Origin of the sequence: Pseudoalteromonas sp. SCQQ13, from assembly GCF_015864415.1 — a bacterium.
GTDB classification, from domain to species: domain Bacteria; phylum Pseudomonadota; class Gammaproteobacteria; order Enterobacterales; family Alteromonadaceae; genus Pseudoalteromonas; species Pseudoalteromonas nigrifaciens.
In genome coordinates this window covers 19212-38830 of the sequence record NZ_JADYXG010000013.1, presented here as the reverse complement: position 1 = coordinate 38830, position 19619 = coordinate 19212, and the positions used below count along the sequence as shown (strand labels likewise).

The following is a 19619-nucleotide window of genomic DNA, read 5'->3' as shown; positions in this document are numbered from 1 at the left end:
TTTTGCTACCTTACAACTGCTGAGTATTAGAGTTGCTTGTCTCTGAGCTTTCAGTTGCGCTGTTAGTACTAGTACCAGCCACTTTTACTTCCATGCCCTTTTGCGGATACTCTGGCAAGGTAACAACGAGTTTATCGTCTGCATTTAAACCGCTGTTAATATAAAAAAACTCACCTTCTTCTCTAATAACCGTTACTTTGCGCGGCTCAAGTTGCTGCTGCTCATTTACTATCCATACCGTTTGATTATTCACTAATGCTTGCGGTAAACGGTAAATGTTACTGAGCATAGCGCCTGCAAACCTTACCTGTACGTAGCTGCCAAATTTAATTGCTGGTTGTTTGCTTTTTAAACCGTAAGGGTCGTCAATTCGCACCACTAAACTACTCATGCGGGTAGCACTATCTACAATACCTAAATCGCGGTCTATTACTGCTTCACGAGTAAAGCTATTTAGTCCTTTTTGAATCACAGTTGCAGTAATACCTTTAATACGCTCTGGTAAAAAAATACTATCAAAGCCGGCAATAGGAATGATCACCTCTGCGGTTTCTATGTTATTAATTTCGGCCACTTGCGAACCCATAGATACAAACTGACCCACACCAATATTACGACTAATAACGAGCGCATCGTATGGCGCAGTTATTTCGCAATTTTCTAAGTCACGTTGCGCACGCTTTAAGGCAGCTTGCGCCGATTTAACCGACGCTTGTGCACTCAAAACTTGTGGTTTACGTAAAAATAAATCTGTACGGGCCTTACCAGGAAAGCGTGTTGCTTCGTCTGCTGCTACTTGCGCTTGTGCTTGTTCTTCAATTAAGCCTGCTTGTGCGCGTGCAAGCTCAGCTTCAGCCATTAAAACGGCTGCTTGGTAATTATCTTTTTCAATAGTAAATAGGGTTTCGCCACGGCCAACTACACCACCGGCAATAAAGTTAGGATGCCAACTTAATACCTCACCCGACACCTGCGCCGACAATTGGGTATTTTCAAGCGGCTTTACTTCACCGTAACTATTAATAATAACCTGATGATTATTTGCCAAAGCACTTTCCACTTTAACGGTAGGGCGTGTATCTACTGGTTTTTTTTCTGCTGATTCTTCTGCAATAGCGTTAATTCCCATAAAGCTCACTATGCCAATGGCAAGTGCAACAAAAGGAAAAACCCATTTAAGTATTCTTGTTTGCATAACTTAATTACCTCAAAAACTCACTAACAACATAATAACAGAGCTTAACCAAATATTAACGACGCATTTGTAAGTAACTATTTCTAAAATAACTCTCAATTAATAAAAAGAATAACAAGTAATACTATAGAGAAATTAAAGCTGTAATTTTTAAGTTTATAAATCAATAACTTTAAACAAGAATAAATAATAGAGGCGCGGTTTGGAGTAATAAGTATATAGTGGCGGCTGCGTCGCCTGTGCTAACTTTCAAAAATTATATTTTTAAATAAAAGCGTTTTATTCGCAGCGCAAGAGTAATAGCATGGTTTATTTATACACAATTTAGAAAGTATGTAGCGCTTTGCTAAATAAAAATAGTGCCGGTTAAATACCTTACCGCATGCCCTGTGATCGTTACATATGTATCACCAACATCGCATAGTAACTGCCCGCCGCGGCTCGAAGCCTGATAAGCGCTTAACGTAGTTTTACCCAATTGCTGAGCCCAATAAGGGGCAAGGCCGGTATGAATAGAGCCTGTTACATAATCTTCATCGCCACCGCTTGCAGGCCAAAAGTAGCGAGACACAAAGTCGTATTCATCTCCAGGTGCGCTGGCAACCACATCGAGCGGAAATAATGTTTTTAGTAACTGCGAATCGGTTTTAAGCTGAGTTACATCTTGCTCATTATCGTAAATAGCAAAATAAGCTTGGCGGTTTTTTAGCACTTTTGTGGGTGCTTTTGATAAACCATTTAGCAGTGCAGAAGGGGCATTTAATACAACAACCGGTGCTTGTTTTGGAAAGGTCATGGCAAAGCTACCATCGCTATTTTTATTAACGACTAACTCGCCCACGGCAGCAGCATAAAAACGCACTTGCGCTAAATTATGCTGCTCACAAAGCACATAAGCAGCTGCCAGTGTGGCATGGCCACAAAAGTCAATTTCCATCAAAGGTGAGAACCAGCGAATAGCAAAGCTGCCATCGCTTTGCTGGCAAGTAAAAGCGGTTTCGGACACGTTGTTTTCTGCGCCAATTTTTAGCATTAAATCGTCGCTTAACCACGTATCAAGGGGGATCACTGCGGCATAATTGCCTTTAAATAATTCATTAGTAAACGCATCTATTTGATGAATAGTTAATTGCATGGTTTAAACTTTATAATTACGAATAGCTTAAACCTGCCACAGTTAAATTAAATTATCACTACTATTTTAAACGTTATACCGTATTAGGGCGCATTTTATAATATTGAATGCAACCAAGCTGCGCAGCGTTGGTGAGTAAAATCATCACAAACGTTAAAATATGCGCAATACTTTGCGTAGCCATAGCAAACTCGGCAAATAAACCACAAATACCCGCCACAAACTGCAAACTAAAATAACGTGCACTTAAATTACTAATATCACCACTGCGAATAGTTTTATACGTTTGTGGCATTACACGCACCGAGCTCATTACCAAACCAACAAAGGTTAACCACGTTAGTACCTTAGCTGTATCAAGTACTGGGTTAGCTAATAACGTAAATGGAATAAGCGAAAAAGCCAACATACACAGTAACTGAACACGCTCTTTTCGTTCAGCATTATAACGCGCAAAATAGTATAAAATAGAACCACTTAATATACCTGTTACTATAAATGGCAGCGCCATATAAAAGCGCTCAAAATACAGATTAAAGGCAATAAAGTACGTACTTTGTGCAACACCAAAGGTCATCATCAACAGCGATAAACCCGACACGCTGCGATTTTTACGAATTTTATTTAGCAGTGGTAAAAAACTAAAGACTAAAATAAATGAAGACAATACAGGCAGAAAATGTGCCAAAGCAACCTCGCTCGTTACGTAAGTGTTAATAGGAATTAAAATGGAAACATATAATAAACATATGTTTTTAAAGGATTTTATATTATAGCGGCATTGTAGTGGCGACTAGATTTTACTCAACTAAATTGAAAATATTTTTTTAGCAACTGGCAACTTAGCTATACAAAAATCGTTAGCTTAAGTTCACGCTTTTGCTGTTTTTAGCATAACCATCTGCAAAACTTGAATTGCAATTGATAATTGTTATCATGCGCAATACTTGTCATCTTTTCTTGCTTTATATATGCGAAAAACACTGTTTAAAATTCATAGCTGGGTTGCCCTTATTGCTATCATCCCCCTTATTGTTATTAGCATTACAGGGAGTGTTTTAGTATTTAAAAGTGAAATAGATGGCCTGCTAATGCCAAATAGCCACTTTGTGGTAAAAGCATTACCTGAGCGACTACCTATTGATAAGTTAATCGCTAAAACAGAGCGTACTTACCCTAATTATATAGTAGCTAGTTGGGAAATATTTAACGATGATACTGCTGATCGGGTTTACTTAATAAAGCGCGGTACAGAGCAATGGGCTAAGTTACATTTAAACCAATACACAGGTGATATTTTGTCAGAGCCTGTGGGTACCAGCCATTATTTCACCGATTGGTTTTTAGAGCTGCATTACACCTTTTTACTTAACGATTTTAAAAATTTACCAGGGCAAACGGGCACTGTATTAGGGTTCTTTTTTGCGGTGTTTTTACTCGTATTGGGTATTAGCGGCCTGATTATTTATCGCAAATTTTGGCGACGCTTATTTAGCGTACGCTGGCGTGCAACACTACAAATAGTGCTTAGCGACATTCATAAAATGACCGGCGTGTTAGGCTCACCCATTATTATTATTTTAGCCATTACTGGCGGCTACTTTAACTGGGCTGTGTGGTATCACGAAGTGATAGAACACGCACAAGAAGAGCATTATGTACTAACCAACCCCTTATACAGTCACGACATTTCGTTGCAGCAAATACTCGATGACAGCAAAAAACAAATCTCTACTTTTAACGGTACTTTTTTAGTTTTGCCATTAGAGCCAGACGAAAACATTACCTTATTTGGTGAAGTAAGCACAACCAATCCGCTGGCTAGTGAATACGCCAATACAATTACTTACAGTAAGCTAACTGGCGAGCACATGGCTAACTGGGATATTCGCGAAGTAGGAATTGGCTGGCAAGTAATTGATAGCTTTAGAAAGCTCCACTTTGGCTACTTTGCAGGGCTTGTAAGTAAGGTGCTGTGGGCTGTTATTGGCTTAAGCCCTGTATGGCTTGCAGGTACTGGCTTTTATTTATGGCTTACCCGACGTGCACGCAAAAAGCAGTCACGACAAAACCGTTTAAATAAACGCCGCACAGCAAACCCTTGATTAAAAAACAAACTCATTATAATGTTAGGTAAAGTAGTAATTAACTCTATTTAAGCTACTTACTTTTGTATCAATGGAGTGAGTTTATGAAATTTTATACGCTTGTGATAATTACTATTTTTTCATTAATAACCGGCTGCAGCAGTACTAACAATCAAAAGCAAATACTGCAAACTATACCGCTTACACAAGTAATTAATCATGCTTTATTTAGCCAGCAACCCACTTTATCTGAACAAGCTATTTTTGAGCTGTCTGAGGTCGAGACAGAGCAGTTTTTAGCGTATGCCAAAAAACAGCTATTATCTGGGATTCGTACCGATAGAGTTGTTTATAATTACCTTGAAAACCAACTAACTAACTTTACATATCACGGCGATACACTCACTTCTACACAAACAGTTAATCGAGCGCAAGGAAACTGTATTAGCCTAGCGGTGCTTACCCAAAGCTATGCTCGCATTCTTGGTTTAGATACGAGTTTTCAAGAAATGACCAGCGAGCCTGTTTACGCAAAAGAAAGTAACTTAGTGTATGTAGCTAACCATTTTAGAACTATGGTTTATGCCCCTAAAGAAATAGGTACCGCTAAAAACATAAATCCAATAAGCACAATAACAACCCGCGCAGGTACGTTAATCGACTACTTCCCAACTCGAGACAGTATTTACTCAGGTAGTGCTAACCATAATGACTTACTCGCTAAGTTTTATAGCAATTTAGCCGCTAGCGCATTAGCAAACAAACAATTAAACATGGCATATTCTCTTATTTTGCAAGCTAATAACTACACCCCTAAAGATCCTGAGCTATTTAACTTAGCAGGCATATTACACCGCCATGCTGGCGACTTACAAAGCGCGAAAAATATTTATCAAGCAGCATTAAATAACAATTATGCGAGCATAAATTTAATTAGTAACTATCAATTATTAGCTCAAAAGCTTGGTGATACTCAGCTTGCGCAGCAGTTATCTTTACAACTAATAAATATAGAAAAAGATCCTTATGAGTTATTAGTACTGGCTAAAAATGAGTTACAAACAGGAAATATTTATAGCGCTAACAAACATGTTGAGCAAGCAATAGTAAAAGCACCGTATATAGCCGATCTGTATTTAGAGCTGGCGAAAATACGCTTTCAGCAAGGTAAAACTCAACAAACACAAAGCTTACTTGAAAAAGCCATCGAACTTGAACGCGACAAACAAAAGCTTAATGTGTATCAAGCTAAGTTACTGTCGTTAAGTATGACAAAGTAAATGTGGGTTTTACGGCACTTAAATCGCCGCTCAAACCCCGTTATTAATTATTTTTACCTTTGCTTTTAAAAACGCTAAAGCGAATAATAAAAACTTAACCACGCGCGCATTTCATCTGCAAAGCTATCGCCTTCTACGCGCGATAAGCCCAAATTAAACGTTAAATCATTTATACCTGCAGGCCCCATCCCAAAGCTAATATCACCTTGATATTTTAAGCCGTAACTTTGTGCATATACCATGCTATCAAGTTGGTGTTGCTTGTAATAAAGCCAAGGTAACCCCTCTTTAAAGCTAAACCCAGCACCATAACCTTGATAACGCTTTGCAGTTGCACTGTAAAAAGGCAGCTCAGATGAAAGTACAAATTCGCTACTTTGTTGCTGATTAATCAGGTTTGAACCAAAGCCACCTAATGCAAGGCTGCCATCATCACGTTGCTTTTGCTCAAGGCTTGCATAAAGAGGAATACCAAATGCTTTACCAAAAATTTTGGCGGCTAAATCGTAACCTTGCCAATTATTACTTTTGCTGCTGCCATCGTACCAGCTCGCATAAGTACTTTGGCCTATAACAAAGTCTTGGCGGTCATATTGCCAGCTTTGAGTAACGCCTAAGCGCGTCCAGCTTTTATGGTTTTGTTTGTAGTCAGTGTAATTATAAGCAAGCTCTGGCGTTAAGTTTAACTGCCCAAATTTAAGAGGGTAACTTATTGCAGCAAAACCACCGCGCGCAGTAATATCGGCGCTTAAGCTTGTTTGATTTAAGGATTTATATTGGCGTGCTGTATTTAAATTATAATCAAACACGCTAAGTTTGAATTTTACTGGTAATGCACTGTATTTTGCCTGCACAAAACCACCATGCAAAGCACCATTGTGCAAGTCGGCGCTATACCCTGCCTGTAAGTCGAGCTGTTTTAATAAATCGCTACTTTTAACCCCTAAATTCAACAAACTGGTTGCAGCCGAATAATACTGCGCGCCTAGTGCAAAAGTGGCTTGTTGCTCAAGTGCATTGTAGCTACTTTGTGTGCCTACTTGGTTAGTGTAAATGTTAGCTTTTGGAAGTGTGTGTTGATTAACCATAAGCAGTGGCGCATGTTTAGTGGTTGCAATATCACTAACCATATTCCCTTGGTGTGTTTTCGCTAGTTGTTTTACATTGGGGCCATCTGCGCTAATCGAGAAATAAAGTAATGAGCCATCAGCCATTTCAACGGGATGTGCAACCGCTTCTTGCCCTTGAGTTAGTTTAGTGAGTGTTTTGCTTGCAATATGATAACTATAAATATCGGTAGCGCTATTTAAGCCAGCAATAAAGTAAAGCGACTCTCCATTTTGGCTAAAACTTGGTTGGCTTAAATATTGATACCCGTTTGGCATAGCCACTGATTGACGGTGCTCACCATCCGTATTTTGTATATATAATTGCCAATTTTCGTTTAAAGATGCTGATAAGTAAGCTAATTTAGTTTCATCAGGGTTTAATATTGGGTAGTCATACGCCGTTTTTAAACTTTTACTAAATAACTCAGTGACGACTTTAGTGGTTAAATTTACTTTCACTAATTCTGAGTAACCACCTCTTACTTGCTCAGCATATAAGGTTTCACCATCGCTGGTTACGCTAAAACGGCGAATACCTGCAAGCTCGGTAAGCTGCTCTATATTGCCGGTTTCAGTGTTGTAGCTAAAAACATCAGAAACACGATTATAACTCCCCGATTCCTCTGTACTAAAAGCACTAAAGTAAAGCGTGGTATTATTAATCCATTGAGGGTTAGCTATGCCGGCTCGGTTAATTTGGTTAAGCACTTGTTTTTGCTCACGCTTAAATACACCAGGTGCAGTGTCAGCAATATCTAGGGGATCATTTTCTAATAGCTTTTTTTGTGCTTTATTAAAGCTATTTTCGGCTTTAGTATTTTGCTCTGTGCTGTACACAATAAGCTTAGTGTTATCGTTTTTATCACGCTCTACAATTGCCAGCTTACTGCCATCTTTTGCAAGCGCAGGGTTACTTGCATATAAACTAAGCTGTAGCCACAGCTCACTATTAAGCTTAGGTTCTAATTGCTCTTTGGCCATAGCTTTGTAAGTGTATTCAGCTAAAAAACGGCGGTACAGCTTAGCGGCACTTTGCCCAAACACGCCGCTAAATGCTTGATCAAAATCACGCACTTTTACGCTTTGCATGCGTGTCCAAACGCTATCGAGCGTTTGCTCTGAATAGTTTTGCTCTAACCAATTTAAAAAACGGCTACCAATTAAATACGCCATGGAGCTGGCCATAAAGCCACCTTCGGTACTATTTAACTGTGAGTAGCTGGGCAACGCTCCTTGCTGGGCAAACTCTACTAATATTGCTTCTGAGTAGTTATCAAATAAGCGCCCACGACCGGTCATTTTAGATTCAATTAACGTGGCATAACCTTCGGCAACCCAACGAGGGGTATTGCTGTAAGTTAGATCGTATAGATCCCATAGACTGCGTATTTTTTGCTGCCAGTTATTACGTGTTGGCTGTGCTAAATGCACTAAGTGAATGTACTCGTGCAATACCAATAACTGCTGCCAACCTGAGGTATTTGATATAACAGTATCTGATTGTGGCGGCGTGGTAAAAAGTGCCATTATCGGGTTATTTGAGGTAGGTAGCGCAAAACCATTCGCTGCATTTAAGGGATCAAACACCACTACATCTACAGTTTTATCGAGTGCGCGGTTTTGTTGCTCAAGCACTTTGGTACGTACTATTTCGAGCTCTACAGCAGTCGATTTGGCAAAGTCGGTATGCTCAATACTGTAATGCACATTAAAGTGCTCGGTATGAATGGTTTGCCAGTCGTTGCCATAGCTCGGCGCGGTAAGTAATAAAGCCGCTGCGATAAGTGTTTTTTTCATTATAGTCCCTTAGATGATCCCTTAACTGCACCTAGGTTATTACTAATTACTTTTAGTTGGCAGTAATAAAGTGTAATAAAACATGTGCAACTATAAACTACACATGCTTTTAGTAGAGCTACATCCAGCTACGGGGATCAGATTCAACCTGCATAAGTGTAAAATCAATTATAAAGTCAGCATCTTGCTGCTTTATATAGGGCATAAAAGCGTAACCTGAGGCGAGTTGTATATACACACTTTTTAACCCTGAGCGACGCATTAAGTAGGTACTTATACTACGGGCACTTTGTGTTTTATACAGTTCAAACACCCGATAATGTACGCCAATCAAGCCTTTGCGCACCACCATATAATACCGGCCATTATCTTCATGTAAGTAATAGCCATAACGCTGATACGACAAGGTAACTAAACCAGCAAATGCAACAAATACACCTAAACTAAGCCACATATTAAACTCAGCTACTAAGCAAAAAACAAATACTAATATGCTCGGTAAAAGCGCATAAAAAACTAAGTTTTTATATAGTAGTGCGCGCTCTGCGCCTGTAAATGCGAGGTTTTTGCTATTAAACCAAGGATAAATCCATTGGCAAACACTGTTTACTTGTGCCGCGTTTAATACCGGTAAGAGCAAGGTTTGTTTATTATTTTTAGCAGCAACGCCTGCTACCATACCACCACTGCTCGCTTGCAAGCATTCAACGGTAAAGCGTTTTAATAGTCGGGCAACTAAGTTTTGTTTTATAACAATTGATTGCACCTTATCTAAGCTCATAGATAACTGATGGCGCTCTAATAAGCCAGCAATGCGTTTAAACTTTTGTCCTTTAAAATACAGCTCGTAGTTATAAAACCGAATCAACGACATGCCAACCGATAACAACACCGCAATAATCACCAACAAAACAATTAAGGTGATCACCGCAAACATGGCAGCATTGGCCACTATACCTAGCTCTTGCTGGTAAAAGCCCTCCATTTTAGCAATCAGCTTTTGCTCTAAAAAATCGATAACAACATTTATAAATGGCGCAATAGCTGCAAAGGCTAAAATAGCCATATTTGATATTAAACCAAACTTAGCAATTTCTTTATTGCTAATAAATAGACTGCTTTGTGCTGTTACTTGGTGATCTACATTGTCAGTTACAGTATCTTGCTGCTGGGCTTTGTAAGCAAAAATTTGTTTACGCATTTGTTGTGCGTGTTCTTTGGTTATTCCCGGCAGTACCACTTCTTGCGCTACGCTACCTGCGGCATCAAAAATACAATTTACTAAGTTAATAGGGGTAAAATAAAACGGCTCAGCAATATTTACGTTTTGTACGCGAGCAAATTTAAGGGTTAAACGCTCTTTTTTAAATACGCCTTTTTTGAGTAAAATTTCGTGTTCTTCAGAAATACAAAAACGAAAGCTTTTATAATATAAAAAAGAGTAAATAAGCAAAGCAACAAGCGCGACGGCTCCGGCAATTTGTCCCCAAAATAGTTTGTTTTCAACTTGAGTTACAAACACAATCGCAATAGGTAGCAAATTAAATATGCCATCTCTTATAACTCGCACCATAAAATGGACAACAAAATACACTAACGCCCAAGGCGATACAGCTTGCCAATGTAAACTACTTGCGCTACCAGCGTTACTCATCTGCAGGGGTTGCTTGTGCGATATTATCGTCGTTGCGGTAGTTTTGTACAAACTGGCGCATATTTTTACAATCGTCGTGAGTTAAGCCGCTAATTTGCAGGTCGGCGCTCATGCCACCAGCGCTGTATAGCTTTAAACTCGCTAAGCCGAGTTTGCGCTCAATTGGCCCGCGGTGCACCTCAATATGCTGTACTCGCGCTAGCGGCAAAATAACTATTTGCTGCCAAATAATTCCCTTTTTAAACGCGATATCGTGGGTGCGCATTGCTACCCCTTGCAGATTTATACTCACTACATTATAAAACATTGATAATATGATAATTATTGGCATGCCAATCAACAAATACGTTTGCGCTAGATTAGCAAAAGCAGCATTTAAGTAACACGCCACCACTAAGCCGGTTATTAAAGGAATATAAAACGCCAGCCAATTAAGTTGCACATGCAGCAAAGCGTTAGCCGCCAATGGCTTAAACTCAATATTACTATGTTGTGGTAAGTTGGTTATTTGTTGATTATTAAACACCATATTATTGTTTAAACTCACTATTACTTATATAAATACAAGGCTCAACTCAGCCATTTAATGATGGTAATTAAGGTATGGCTTTGTTTTGGCGCGAGCGTAACGGCATCATTTAATACGTTGGCTGCTTCAAGGCAAAGCATGTTGTTATATTCAGTATTAGCAAAGTTAGATAAACGCTTTGATTTTTCTATCCATGGATTCCACAATACGCAAGAGCTGGAATTTTCTCGGCCCACACTAATTATACCCTCGGGAGTATTAATGGTTTGCACTGGCGCTGCTTGGGTATAAACCATGTCGGTTTCGCGGGCAAAACTAACCACATCACTTTGCATTACTGGAGCTTCGCCAAATTCAGTATATTGCGCACCTTGCAAACCATCAACGCTGGTATTGTTAATATCTGATGTTGGAAAATAAGTATGCAGCGCTTGCGAAAAGCTAAACGGTGTATTGCTTAAATTTGTGGTTGTTAAGCGCACTTGTAACTGCTCGTTTAGTACAAACTCAACTCGTAAGCTTGATTGATGCGGCCAATAATCAAGATTAACTAGTTTCATGGGTAATTTAAGGCTAACAATAACTTCGTATTCGGTTTCATGCACTTCATCGGCCTGCCACAAACTCGTTCGAGCAAAACCATGCGCCGGAAAATCATTGTTATCGTGTGCTCCAAACCAAGGCCAACAAATTGGGATACCGCCGCGAATACTGGCATTTTCTTGGAATGTTTCTTCTTGAGATACCCATAACAATGGCTGCTTACCTTTTGGGGTAAACTCGGTAATTTGCCCGCCTTGCAAAAATATTTTTGCATCGCAATGGCTGCTATTTATATTAATAAATTCTAAACCGGTGTCAGTATGACAAATACTAACGGAAGGTGATAACTTCATATTATTTCCTATAATGCTGGCACGTAGTGTTAAATGTGCACCTAAATAGTCAAGTAAGCTTATAAATCATCTACATGATAAGCGAAATAATTTAAATATCGATCGCTTTATTTTCACTCGGTAATACCTGCGAGGTATTTATAAATAATTACTTTGTACTAATACTTATTTATAAATGTCACCCTCAGTAAATTAGCAATACTTATAAATTGATAAAAAAAACTCATTATCTATACTCTATAGGCTTAAAGGTATACTACAGCCATTAGCGAATAAAACACTACAGACATAGATTAAAAATTAAAAAACACAAATTTTAATTACTGCTCAAACTAATAAAAACCACAAAAAGCAGGCTAAAATGCAATATATCATTTGAATTCAATTTACTTGATGTGTAACATTTCGCGATTATGGCAAACCATTGCGCCCTTTTAACGAGATTAGCTAAATGCAAAAACATAACGAGTTATTGGTTTCTTTACGTAAAGTGATTCGTGCGATCGATTTACACTCTAAGCAACTGAATAAAACTTCAGGCTTAACTGGGCCACAACTGCTTATAATGCAAGAGGTTTCCCATACAGATGGGATAACAGCAAGCCGTATAGCTCAAAATGTAAATTTAAGCCCGGCAACCGTTACTAATATTCTTGATAGGATAGAAGGTAGAGACTTAGTAACTCGGGTACGTAGCCAAATGGATAAGCGTCGAGTGAGTTTATACCTCACCGATAAAGGAAAGGAGTTACTTGATAAAGCACCGCAACCACTACAAGAGCATTTTATTGCTAAGTTTTCGGCACTTGCAGAGTGGGAGCAGAGCCTATTACTGTCGTCAATGCAGCGCATTGCCGCAATGATGGATGCAGATAAACTTGATGCATCGCCTCTGTTAGAAGTGGGTGCGCTTACTCAAGCTCCTAAATAATAAATTTACACAGGATGTGCTTTTACATCTTAAATTTTCAATCAAAATCTGAGCAGCAATTTATGACTAAACTTTCGAAATTAACACTTGCCCTCATGCTAGCTGGTGCGTCGAGCAATGTATTCGCCGCAGATCTAGACACGCTTCAAACTCAGCTTAAGCAACTTAAACAGCAAATGCAGATGCTAGAGCAGCAATTAGCAGCTGAAAAAACCAAACAACAGAAAATTAATGAGCAACACGAACAACAAGTTGCTCAAATAAGTAAAAAAGCGGAACAAACAACTGTGGTTGCTGCCACTAAAGCTGAAGAGAAAGAATCTGCTGGTATAACCGTAGGTGGTGCTATTCGTACTAACTACAGTGTTACCTCGTATAGTGAAGGTAATGAAGACCGCCTTGGTGACTTTGATTTTGATATTTTTCGTTTAAACCTCTCAGGTGAAGTTGGTGGTGTACTTTTAGGCGGTGAAATTCGCTTTTTTGATTACATGACCGTTATAAAGTCGGCGTGGGCTGGTTATCAACTTAATGATGAGTGGCAAGTACAAGCAGGTATTACTAAAGTACCATTTGGTAACGACCCGTATAACTCACATAATTACTTTTTTAGTACTAACTATTATATTGGCCTAGAGGATGATCACGATCTAGGTATTATGTTTAAACGTAAAGTTAGCGATAACTGGCAACTAGACCTTGGCTTTTTCAAAAATGATGAACTTGGTGGTGTTGACGGTTATGTAGAAGATCGTAGCCATCGTTATTCGTACGATATTGTTGGAAGCCGCCCTGTCGGTGAAGGTATTTACGCAGAGCCTGCAAAACAGCTTGGCGAATACAATACCTTTACAGGTCGTTATGCATACCATTTTGAACACGGTGAAGGCATAACCACTGAAGTAGGTATTTCAGCACTTGCGGGTGGCTTACATGATGGGACCGATCGTGCGGGTGATTACAATGCTTGGGCACTGCACTTAAATAGCCATATTAATAACTGGAATATTCAACTACAACACGGTGAGTATAACTACAATGTTGATAATATAGATCGCATGGCTGTAGGCGCATACGGGTTTTATGATTCAATTGCCGCCGATGCTACTACCAGCACCTTTAACGTAGCATATAGCGTACCAGTACAGTGGGGGCCGGTAAGCAACCTACAGTTTTATAACGACTACGGTATTATTTACAATAAATCAGACAACAGCGCAAATACCTGGATGAACGTAACGGGTGTATCGATTGCCGCCGGTGGACTATTTACTTACATCGATTATGTACATGCGCGTAATCAGCCATTTGTAGGCGGTTCTATCGCGGGTAACGGCGAAACAGAAAGCCGCTTTAATATTAACCTTGGTTATTACTTTTAAGCCAAGTAAGTTAATTAGCTAGTTAATTAGTTACTTATAAAGGGCAACTTTGTTTGCCCTTTTTGCTGCGCTAATTTTACTTATTCCTTTATGTCCACGTATTAAGTAACTGCAATTGCGCTTAAATTACGGCATTAATTACTCTATAATCAAACTAACTATAATTTAATAAAACTAACCTAAGTGAATATAAAAACAACCTATATATATTACAAAAAGGTATGGTTTAAAGTACTTGGCTTAATGCTAGTTGTACTTGGAATTATAGGTATAGTACTACCGGTTATGCCCACCACCATCTTTTTTATTTTAGCTCTGGCCTGCTTTACTCGCTCATCGCCTGCACTTGAGCATTGGCTTTTAAATCATCCACGATACGGCACTACCCTGCACCAGTGGCAAGCACATAAAGTAGTGCCTGTTAAAGCCAAATATTGCGCCGCTTTGGGTATGCTGGTTGGTTTTATATTTTTACTGGCTTCATCTCCTGCTGTTTGGGTTATTTTTTTAGTTGCCATAATTGAAGTGGCTGTAATGATTTATTTAATTTTAAGACCCTCTTCCATACCAAAAAGTTGAATATCCCGCTTTAACAACGTAAATACCCGCTGTTTATAAAAACTTAATGTAAAGTTTAGTAAGTATATTTGTAATAGCTAATACAAATCATTATCATGTGGTAAATATTAATTAGTTTACAGTTATTATGGCGTTTATTAACAAACGAGCTTTATATAGCACCAGCCGGGCTTTACACATTTATATTTCTACAGCGCTATTTTTTTTGCTTATTTTATTTTGTGTTAGCGGCATAGTACTTAACCATGTTGACTGGCTTAAAAATGATAAAAATAATGGCCAAATATCAACTCCAATTCCAAGTGCATTGGCTGCCAAAGCAAATGCGCAGTTAAGTACCTTACCTACACTCTACCCCGAAATAGAAGCTTACTTAGCCAAGCAATATGCGCTCACTAACGTAAAAAGCATTGAATGGGAAAAAGAGGACGCACTGGTAATGCTCGACTACCCATTACCCGCGGGGTTTGCCTACGCCGAGCTCGACTTTATAAGTGGCACACTAAACCTTGATTACCAAACAGGTGGTTTTTTAAGCCTAATTGGCGATCTACATAAAGGCCGACATAGTGGCGAAGCATGGAGTTGGGTAATAGATATCTCAGCTGTATTAATGATCTTATTTGCTATTACCGGCATGATTATTTTATTTCAAAACAGAAAAAAACGCTTAGCAGGAATATGGATAACGGTGTTAGGCATAGCAACGCCTGTCGTTATTTATTTATGTTGGGTTCCACAATTAAAAGGAGTGTATTAATGATTAAATTTAAAGTGTTTATAAGCGCAGCATTACTGCTAGTTGCGACGTTTTTTCAAGCGACTGCGCATGCACAAACTGCACAATTAGAAATTGAATTAAACCTACCCGAATTAGACGTACAACCGTATCACCGCCCTTATGTTGCAGTTTGGCTAGAAACAAGCGAGCGCAAACACGTTACTACGCTGGCACTTTGGGTACAAAAAGCCGAATGGTTTAAAGACTTACGCCAATGGTGGCGTAAAGCCGGTAAAAGTAACCTTAACTTCGATGGCATAAGCGGCGCAACCAAACGAGCTGGATCTTACACCATTAATTGGCAGGGCAATGATTTAGACGGTAACCCAGTAAAACCGGGTAAATACTTACTTAATATTGAAGTGGTACGCGAAGAAGGCGGCCGAGATTACAGCCGTGTCGAAATAGACCTAACACAAGAGGGTAAAATCACGATTGATGGTACCAATGAATTTTCACAAAGCTTCGTCACTATTATTGCCAAGTAATACATAGCAGCAAATAAAGCATCCGCTAAAACCATTTAAAAAGGAACGATTATGAAAATCAATTTACTTAAAAGTGCATTAATTGGCGCACTTACAGTCACTGCACTTACAGTCACTGCACTTGCATCAAGCTATGCTAACGCCCATGCACAATGGTTAGTACCATCGCATACTTCTTTATCTGGCGATAAAGCGCATTATGTAATGATTGACGCGAGTATTTCTAATGAGATTTTTGCTCCCGACAAAGCATACCGCCCAACTGAGAAAGACGCACAATACGACGACAATTTACTGATGGCTATCGGCCCTGACGGCAAACCTATTAGCGATAATATTCGCGCTTACTTTTTACAGCGTAAAAACTCTGCGGCAGTTAAATTAACCAACGAAGGGACTTACCATATTGCAATGAAACGTGAACCACGTTTAATGACCTTTTATAAAGATGCAAAAGGTGAGCGTCGTCGTGTTTTTGGTGGCAAAAACAGTAAAGATATTCCAGCAGACGCTACAGATATTAAAACAACCAAAGCATTTTCTACCGTTGATACGTTTGTAAGTCGTAACGGCACATCTAAGCCTGCACTACTTGGTAAAGGTTTAGAGATTAGCGGCCCAACTCACCCTAACGATTTATTTGTTGGTGAACAAGCGCGTTTTCAGTTGCTCAAAGCTGGTAAGCCGGCAGCAAACGTTGAGCTGGCAATATTAAAAGGTGATACACGCTACCGTAACGAACGTGGCGAAGTTAAAGTAACCACTGACAAAAACGGCTTTTTTAGCACAACGTGGCAGCACCCGGGTTTATACTTAATTGAAGCAAGCGTGAGCGAAGAGTCGTCTGAAAAAGGCATAGATAACGTGCGTTACTCGTTATTTACTACATTAGACGTTGCGCCAGAGTAATACTTAACTCTTGAATTAAAACATTAAAAACAATAAAGAGGCCAAGTAATTTACTTGGCCTTTTTTATTTACATTTACTAAATTAATTGTATTAAAAAACACCTCAATTCACCCTGTGGTTGCAACTACTCAACACAAGCACACCTATTTAAATTAGTACGTTCAGCGCAAAGTAAACACCAGCCTTAGCTATTTGCATAACTTAGTTTGTTTTGATCTTTGCACTATCCTATTAGCTTCTTTAAGATGCGGCGCTTTTAGACTCAACAATAGCAGCCCTTGGGGGATCACATGACCATACAGCGCTTTTCAGCGAAAAAATTAGCACTTAGCTTGGCCGTTACTACTGCATTGAGCACGCCTTATTCAGTAGCTGTAGCCGCAGAGCCAGATAGTCAAGCACAAGAAAATATCGAAGTAATTTCGGTAACGGGTACTCGTCGCAGCTTACGCAGTATTGCTGAAAGTTCAGTACCTGTTGATATTATTACCAGTCGCGATATGGCCAGTACAGGCCAGCTTGAAATCAGCCAAGTACTTGCAAACCAAGTGCCAAGCTTTAACTACCCAAGCGCAACAATGGGCGATGGTACAGACCATGCTAAACCTGCAGTTTTGCGTGGTTTAGCCCCCGATCACACCCTAGTGCTTATTAATGGTAAGCGTCGTCATTCAGGTGCGCTATTAAACTTAGCTGGCGTAGTTGGGCGTGGTTCAACAGCTGTTGATTTAAATATGATCCCAACATCGGCAATTAAGCGCGTAGAAGTATTACGCGACGGTGCCGCAGCGCAATACGGCTCAGATGCTATTGCAGGGGTTATTAATATAATTCTTAAAGATGCAGCGCAGGGCGGCAGTGTAAGCGTAACTTACGGACAATATGATACTCAAATGGCTGGAGTACCTCAGCTTGAAAGCGTGTACGCAGATGCAAACGGCAACTTAGCATTTAATACTGGCGACGATCGTAAAATGAGCGATGGCGCAACGCGTACTATTAGTGCTAATTCTGGTTTTTCGTTAGCTGATAACGGTTTTGTAAACGTGTCTATTGAATATCGTGATAACGACTCTACCCAGCGCTCTGGTTTTGACCCTCGGGAGCAATATAGCCGCCTTGATGATGGTAGCCTAGATCCACGCGAGTTCACTATCGATCGTTACAATCACCGCTTTGGTAAAGCAGAGCTTGAAGACTATGCACTGTTTTACAACATGGGCTACGACTTTGATAACGGCTTAAACTTATACTCTTTTGGTAGCTACTCTAAGCGTGAAGGCAACTCAGGCGGATTTTATCGCCGAGCTGTAGATAAAAATAACATTTTAGACGTTTACCCTAATGGCTTTTTGCCACAAATTGAAACCGACGTAGAAGATTACTCTCTCGCTCTTGGTTTACAAGGTGAAACAGGCGACTGGACATGGGATGTAAGTACCAACTACGGCCGCAACGACTTTGCATTAGGCGTAGTAAATAGCTTAAATACATCTTTAGGTGCCACCAGCCAAACCGAATTTGATAACGGCGCATTGGTTTATGACCAATTTATTGTTAATGGAGATGCCAGCACAGCATTTGATTTAGGTTTACCAGATGACGTATTTTTTACTATAGGTGCTGAATACCGCCACGAAAGCTACAAAATAGAACAAGGCGAAGAAGCTTCTTATATTACCGCGCTTGATAGTAACGGCAACCCAATTGCAGCAGGTGGTGCACAGGTACTATCTGGTTTTGGTCCGCAAAGTGTTACCGACGAAAGCCGCCACAACGTAGCACTTTTTGTTGAATTTGATACCTACCTAACAGAAAAGTGGAATGTGGTTTTAGCCAGCCGTTATGAAGATTACAGCGACTTTGGCGACACATTCACCTCAAAAATAGCAACGCGTTACAGTATTACCGATAACTTATCGTTACGTGGTGCAGCAAGTACCGGCTTTCGCGCGCCATCGCTAGCACAAAGCTCGTATCGTCAAATATCAACCATACTTGAAAACAACCAAGCGTTTGAAGTAGGTTTATTTCCAAGTGACTCTCCAGCAGCACAAGCATTAGGCGCTAAAAAACTAGACGCTGAAGACTCTGTAAACTTAACCGCTGGCTTTGTCTACACTCAAGGTAATTTTAGCCTAACGGTTGATGCATATCGTATTGATATTGATGACCGGATTGTACTCTCTGAAAACCTAGCCGGTGCAGCAGTTGCGCAAATTTTAGCAAACGCTGGTGAGCTAAACACCGAAAGCGTACGCTACTTTACCAATGCAATAGACTCACGTACGCAAGGTGTAGACATAGTTGCAACTTATTTACTGGAACTAGATAACCTAGGCGACGTACGCTTAAACGCAGCGGTTAACTTTAACGACACTAAAGTCACCCATATAGACGACAACCCTGAAGAACTCAATTCGTTAGGTGATGACTATGTTGTATTTGCTCGGCGTGAAGTGGGCCGTTTTGAAGAAGGCACACCAGATAGCAAACTAAACTTATCGGCTGTTTGGAGTTTTAACGAATGGCAAACTACACTGCGTGCCACGCGTTATGGCGAAGTTGCTGATATTTCTACAAGCAGCGACCGAGATGAATACCTAGATGCAAAATGGATAACCGATCTTGAAGTGGCTTATAGCCCTAACGATGAATGGAAATTTGCCGTAGGCGCTAACAACCTGTTTGATCAGTACCCACAAGCAACTGTAGATAACATTGGTTACTCTAACTTTGGTCAAATATTCCCGTACACCCCCTACGTGCCATACAGTTTAGATGGCCGCTTTTTATACGGTAATATTACTTACCGCTTTTAATAAAAGTGCTAGCTAAAAGTTGAAAGTTATAAAGGATGCATTAC

At 39.8% G+C, this 19619-nt stretch carries 16 protein-coding genes; 9 read left to right on the top strand and 7 right to left on the bottom strand.

What is annotated here, in order from left to right:
• Window positions 1–10: 10 nt before the first annotated feature.
• The 3 genes from I6F41_RS11705 to I6F41_RS11695 form a co-directional block, all read right to left on the bottom strand.
• Window positions 11–1195, bottom strand: a complete 1185-nt coding sequence (locus tag I6F41_RS11705) for an efflux RND transporter periplasmic adaptor subunit (RefSeq protein WP_011329583.1) — start codon at window positions 1193–1195, stop codon at window positions 11–13.
• 346 nt (window positions 1196–1541) lie between these two features.
• Window positions 1542–2330, bottom strand: a complete 789-nt coding sequence (locus I6F41_RS11700) for a PhzF family phenazine biosynthesis protein (RefSeq protein ID WP_089368898.1) — start codon at window positions 2328–2330, stop codon at window positions 1542–1544.
• 73 nt (window positions 2331–2403) lie between these two features.
• A complete protein-coding gene (locus tag I6F41_RS11695) occupies window positions 2404–3018 on the bottom strand; it encodes a PQ-loop domain-containing transporter (RefSeq protein ID WP_011329585.1) in 615 nt (204 codons plus the stop codon).
• 283 nt (window positions 3019–3301) lie between these two features.
• On the opposite strand from I6F41_RS11695, the gene I6F41_RS11690 reads away from it, so the two are divergent.
• Both I6F41_RS11690 and I6F41_RS11685 read left to right on the top strand, forming a co-directional pair.
• Window positions 3302–4435, top strand: a complete 1134-nt coding sequence (locus tag I6F41_RS11690) for a PepSY-associated TM helix domain-containing protein (RefSeq protein ID WP_182684142.1) — start codon at window positions 3302–3304, stop codon at window positions 4433–4435.
• A gap of 86 nt (window positions 4436–4521) precedes the next feature.
• Window positions 4522–5697 (top strand): tetratricopeptide repeat protein, encoded by a 1176-nt coding sequence (locus tag I6F41_RS11685; RefSeq protein ID WP_011329587.1) that lies wholly within the window; start codon window positions 4522–4524, stop codon window positions 5695–5697.
• A gap of 74 nt (window positions 5698–5771) precedes the next feature.
• On the opposite strand, the gene I6F41_RS11680 is transcribed toward I6F41_RS11685, so the two are convergent.
• From I6F41_RS11680 to I6F41_RS11665, 4 genes are all read right to left on the bottom strand, one after another.
• Entirely contained in the window at window positions 5772–8603 is a 2832-nt protein-coding gene (locus tag I6F41_RS11680; protein WP_197108506.1) for a TolB family protein, read from the bottom strand.
• 118 nt (window positions 8604–8721) lie between these two features.
• Window positions 8722–10257, bottom strand: a complete 1536-nt coding sequence (locus I6F41_RS11675; RefSeq protein WP_197108505.1) for a PH domain-containing protein — start codon at window positions 10255–10257, stop codon at window positions 8722–8724.
• Window positions 10250–10783: a PH domain-containing protein gene (locus I6F41_RS11670; RefSeq protein WP_182684161.1), complete on the bottom strand. Its 534-nt coding sequence runs from the start codon at window positions 10781–10783 to the stop codon at window positions 10250–10252. Before I6F41_RS11670 ends, I6F41_RS11675 begins: the two co-directional genes overlap by 8 nt.
• Before the next feature lie 44 nt (window positions 10784–10827).
• Window positions 10828–11682 (bottom strand): D-hexose-6-phosphate mutarotase, encoded by an 855-nt coding sequence (locus I6F41_RS11665; RefSeq protein ID WP_197108499.1) that lies wholly within the window; start codon window positions 11680–11682, stop codon window positions 10828–10830.
• 451 nt (window positions 11683–12133) lie between these two features.
• Here I6F41_RS11665 and I6F41_RS11660 point away from each other — a divergent pair, with 451 nt between their 5' ends.
• The 7 genes from I6F41_RS11660 (at window position 12134) to I6F41_RS11630 (ending at window position 19575) form a co-directional block, all read left to right on the top strand.
• Entirely contained in the window at window positions 12134–12613 is a 480-nt protein-coding gene (locus tag I6F41_RS11660; protein ID WP_011329592.1) for a MarR family winged helix-turn-helix transcriptional regulator, read from the top strand.
• A gap of 62 nt (window positions 12614–12675) precedes the next feature.
• Entirely contained in the window at window positions 12676–13995 is a 1320-nt protein-coding gene (locus tag I6F41_RS11655; RefSeq protein ID WP_182684139.1) for a porin, read from the top strand.
• A 183-nt stretch (window positions 13996–14178) separates the two neighbouring features.
• Window positions 14179–14574, top strand: coding sequence for a YbaN family protein (locus I6F41_RS11650; RefSeq protein WP_041454623.1), 396 nt, complete (start codon window positions 14179–14181; stop codon window positions 14572–14574).
• Between the two features lie 127 nt (window positions 14575–14701).
• Entirely contained in the window at window positions 14702–15334 is a 633-nt protein-coding gene (locus I6F41_RS11645) for a PepSY-associated TM helix domain-containing protein (protein ID WP_011329595.1), read from the top strand.
• A complete protein-coding gene (locus tag I6F41_RS11640) occupies window positions 15334–15843 on the top strand; it encodes a DUF2271 domain-containing protein (RefSeq protein WP_089368903.1) in 510 nt (169 codons plus the stop codon). Before I6F41_RS11645 ends, I6F41_RS11640 begins: the two co-directional genes overlap by 1 nt.
• Before the next feature lie 51 nt (window positions 15844–15894).
• On the top strand, window positions 15895–16752 hold the full coding sequence (locus I6F41_RS11635; protein WP_197108498.1) for a DUF4198 domain-containing protein: 858 nt from the start codon (window positions 15895–15897) through the stop codon (window positions 16750–16752).
• Between the two features lie 291 nt (window positions 16753–17043).
• A complete protein-coding gene (locus I6F41_RS11630; RefSeq protein WP_182684138.1) occupies window positions 17044–19575 on the top strand; it encodes a TonB-dependent receptor plug domain-containing protein in 2532 nt (843 codons plus the stop codon).
• Window positions 19576–19619 lie beyond the last annotated feature (44 nt).

Coding starts and splice junctions, on each gene's coding strand:
- I6F41_RS11665 (WP_197108499.1), bottom strand. CDS start 11,682: ATGAAGTTATCACCTTCCGTTAGTATTTGTCATACTGACACCGGTTTA.
- I6F41_RS11645 (WP_011329595.1), top strand. CDS start 14,702: ATGGCGTTTATTAACAAACGAGCTTTATATAGCACCAGCCGGGCTTTA.
- I6F41_RS11705 (WP_011329583.1), bottom strand. CDS start 1,195: ATGCAAACAAGAATACTTAAATGGGTTTTTCCTTTTGTTGCACTTGCC.
- I6F41_RS11700 (WP_089368898.1), bottom strand. CDS start 2,330: ATGCAATTAACTATTCATCAAATAGATGCGTTTACTAATGAATTATTT.
- I6F41_RS11635 (WP_197108498.1), top strand. CDS start 15,895: ATGAAAATCAATTTACTTAAAAGTGCATTAATTGGCGCACTTACAGTC.
- I6F41_RS11680 (WP_197108506.1), bottom strand. CDS start 8,603: ATGAAAAAAACACTTATCGCAGCGGCTTTATTACTTACCGCGCCGAGC.
- I6F41_RS11685 (WP_011329587.1), top strand. CDS start 4,522: ATGAAATTTTATACGCTTGTGATAATTACTATTTTTTCATTAATAACC.
- I6F41_RS11660 (WP_011329592.1), top strand. CDS start 12,134: ATGCAAAAACATAACGAGTTATTGGTTTCTTTACGTAAAGTGATTCGT.
- I6F41_RS11675 (WP_197108505.1), bottom strand. CDS start 10,257: ATGAGTAACGCTGGTAGCGCAAGTAGTTTACATTGGCAAGCTGTATCG.
- I6F41_RS11640 (WP_089368903.1), top strand. CDS start 15,334: ATGATTAAATTTAAAGTGTTTATAAGCGCAGCATTACTGCTAGTTGCG.
- I6F41_RS11655 (WP_182684139.1), top strand. CDS start 12,676: ATGACTAAACTTTCGAAATTAACACTTGCCCTCATGCTAGCTGGTGCG.
- I6F41_RS11690 (WP_182684142.1), top strand. CDS start 3,302: ATGCGAAAAACACTGTTTAAAATTCATAGCTGGGTTGCCCTTATTGCT.
- I6F41_RS11630 (WP_182684138.1), top strand. CDS start 17,044: ATGACCATACAGCGCTTTTCAGCGAAAAAATTAGCACTTAGCTTGGCC.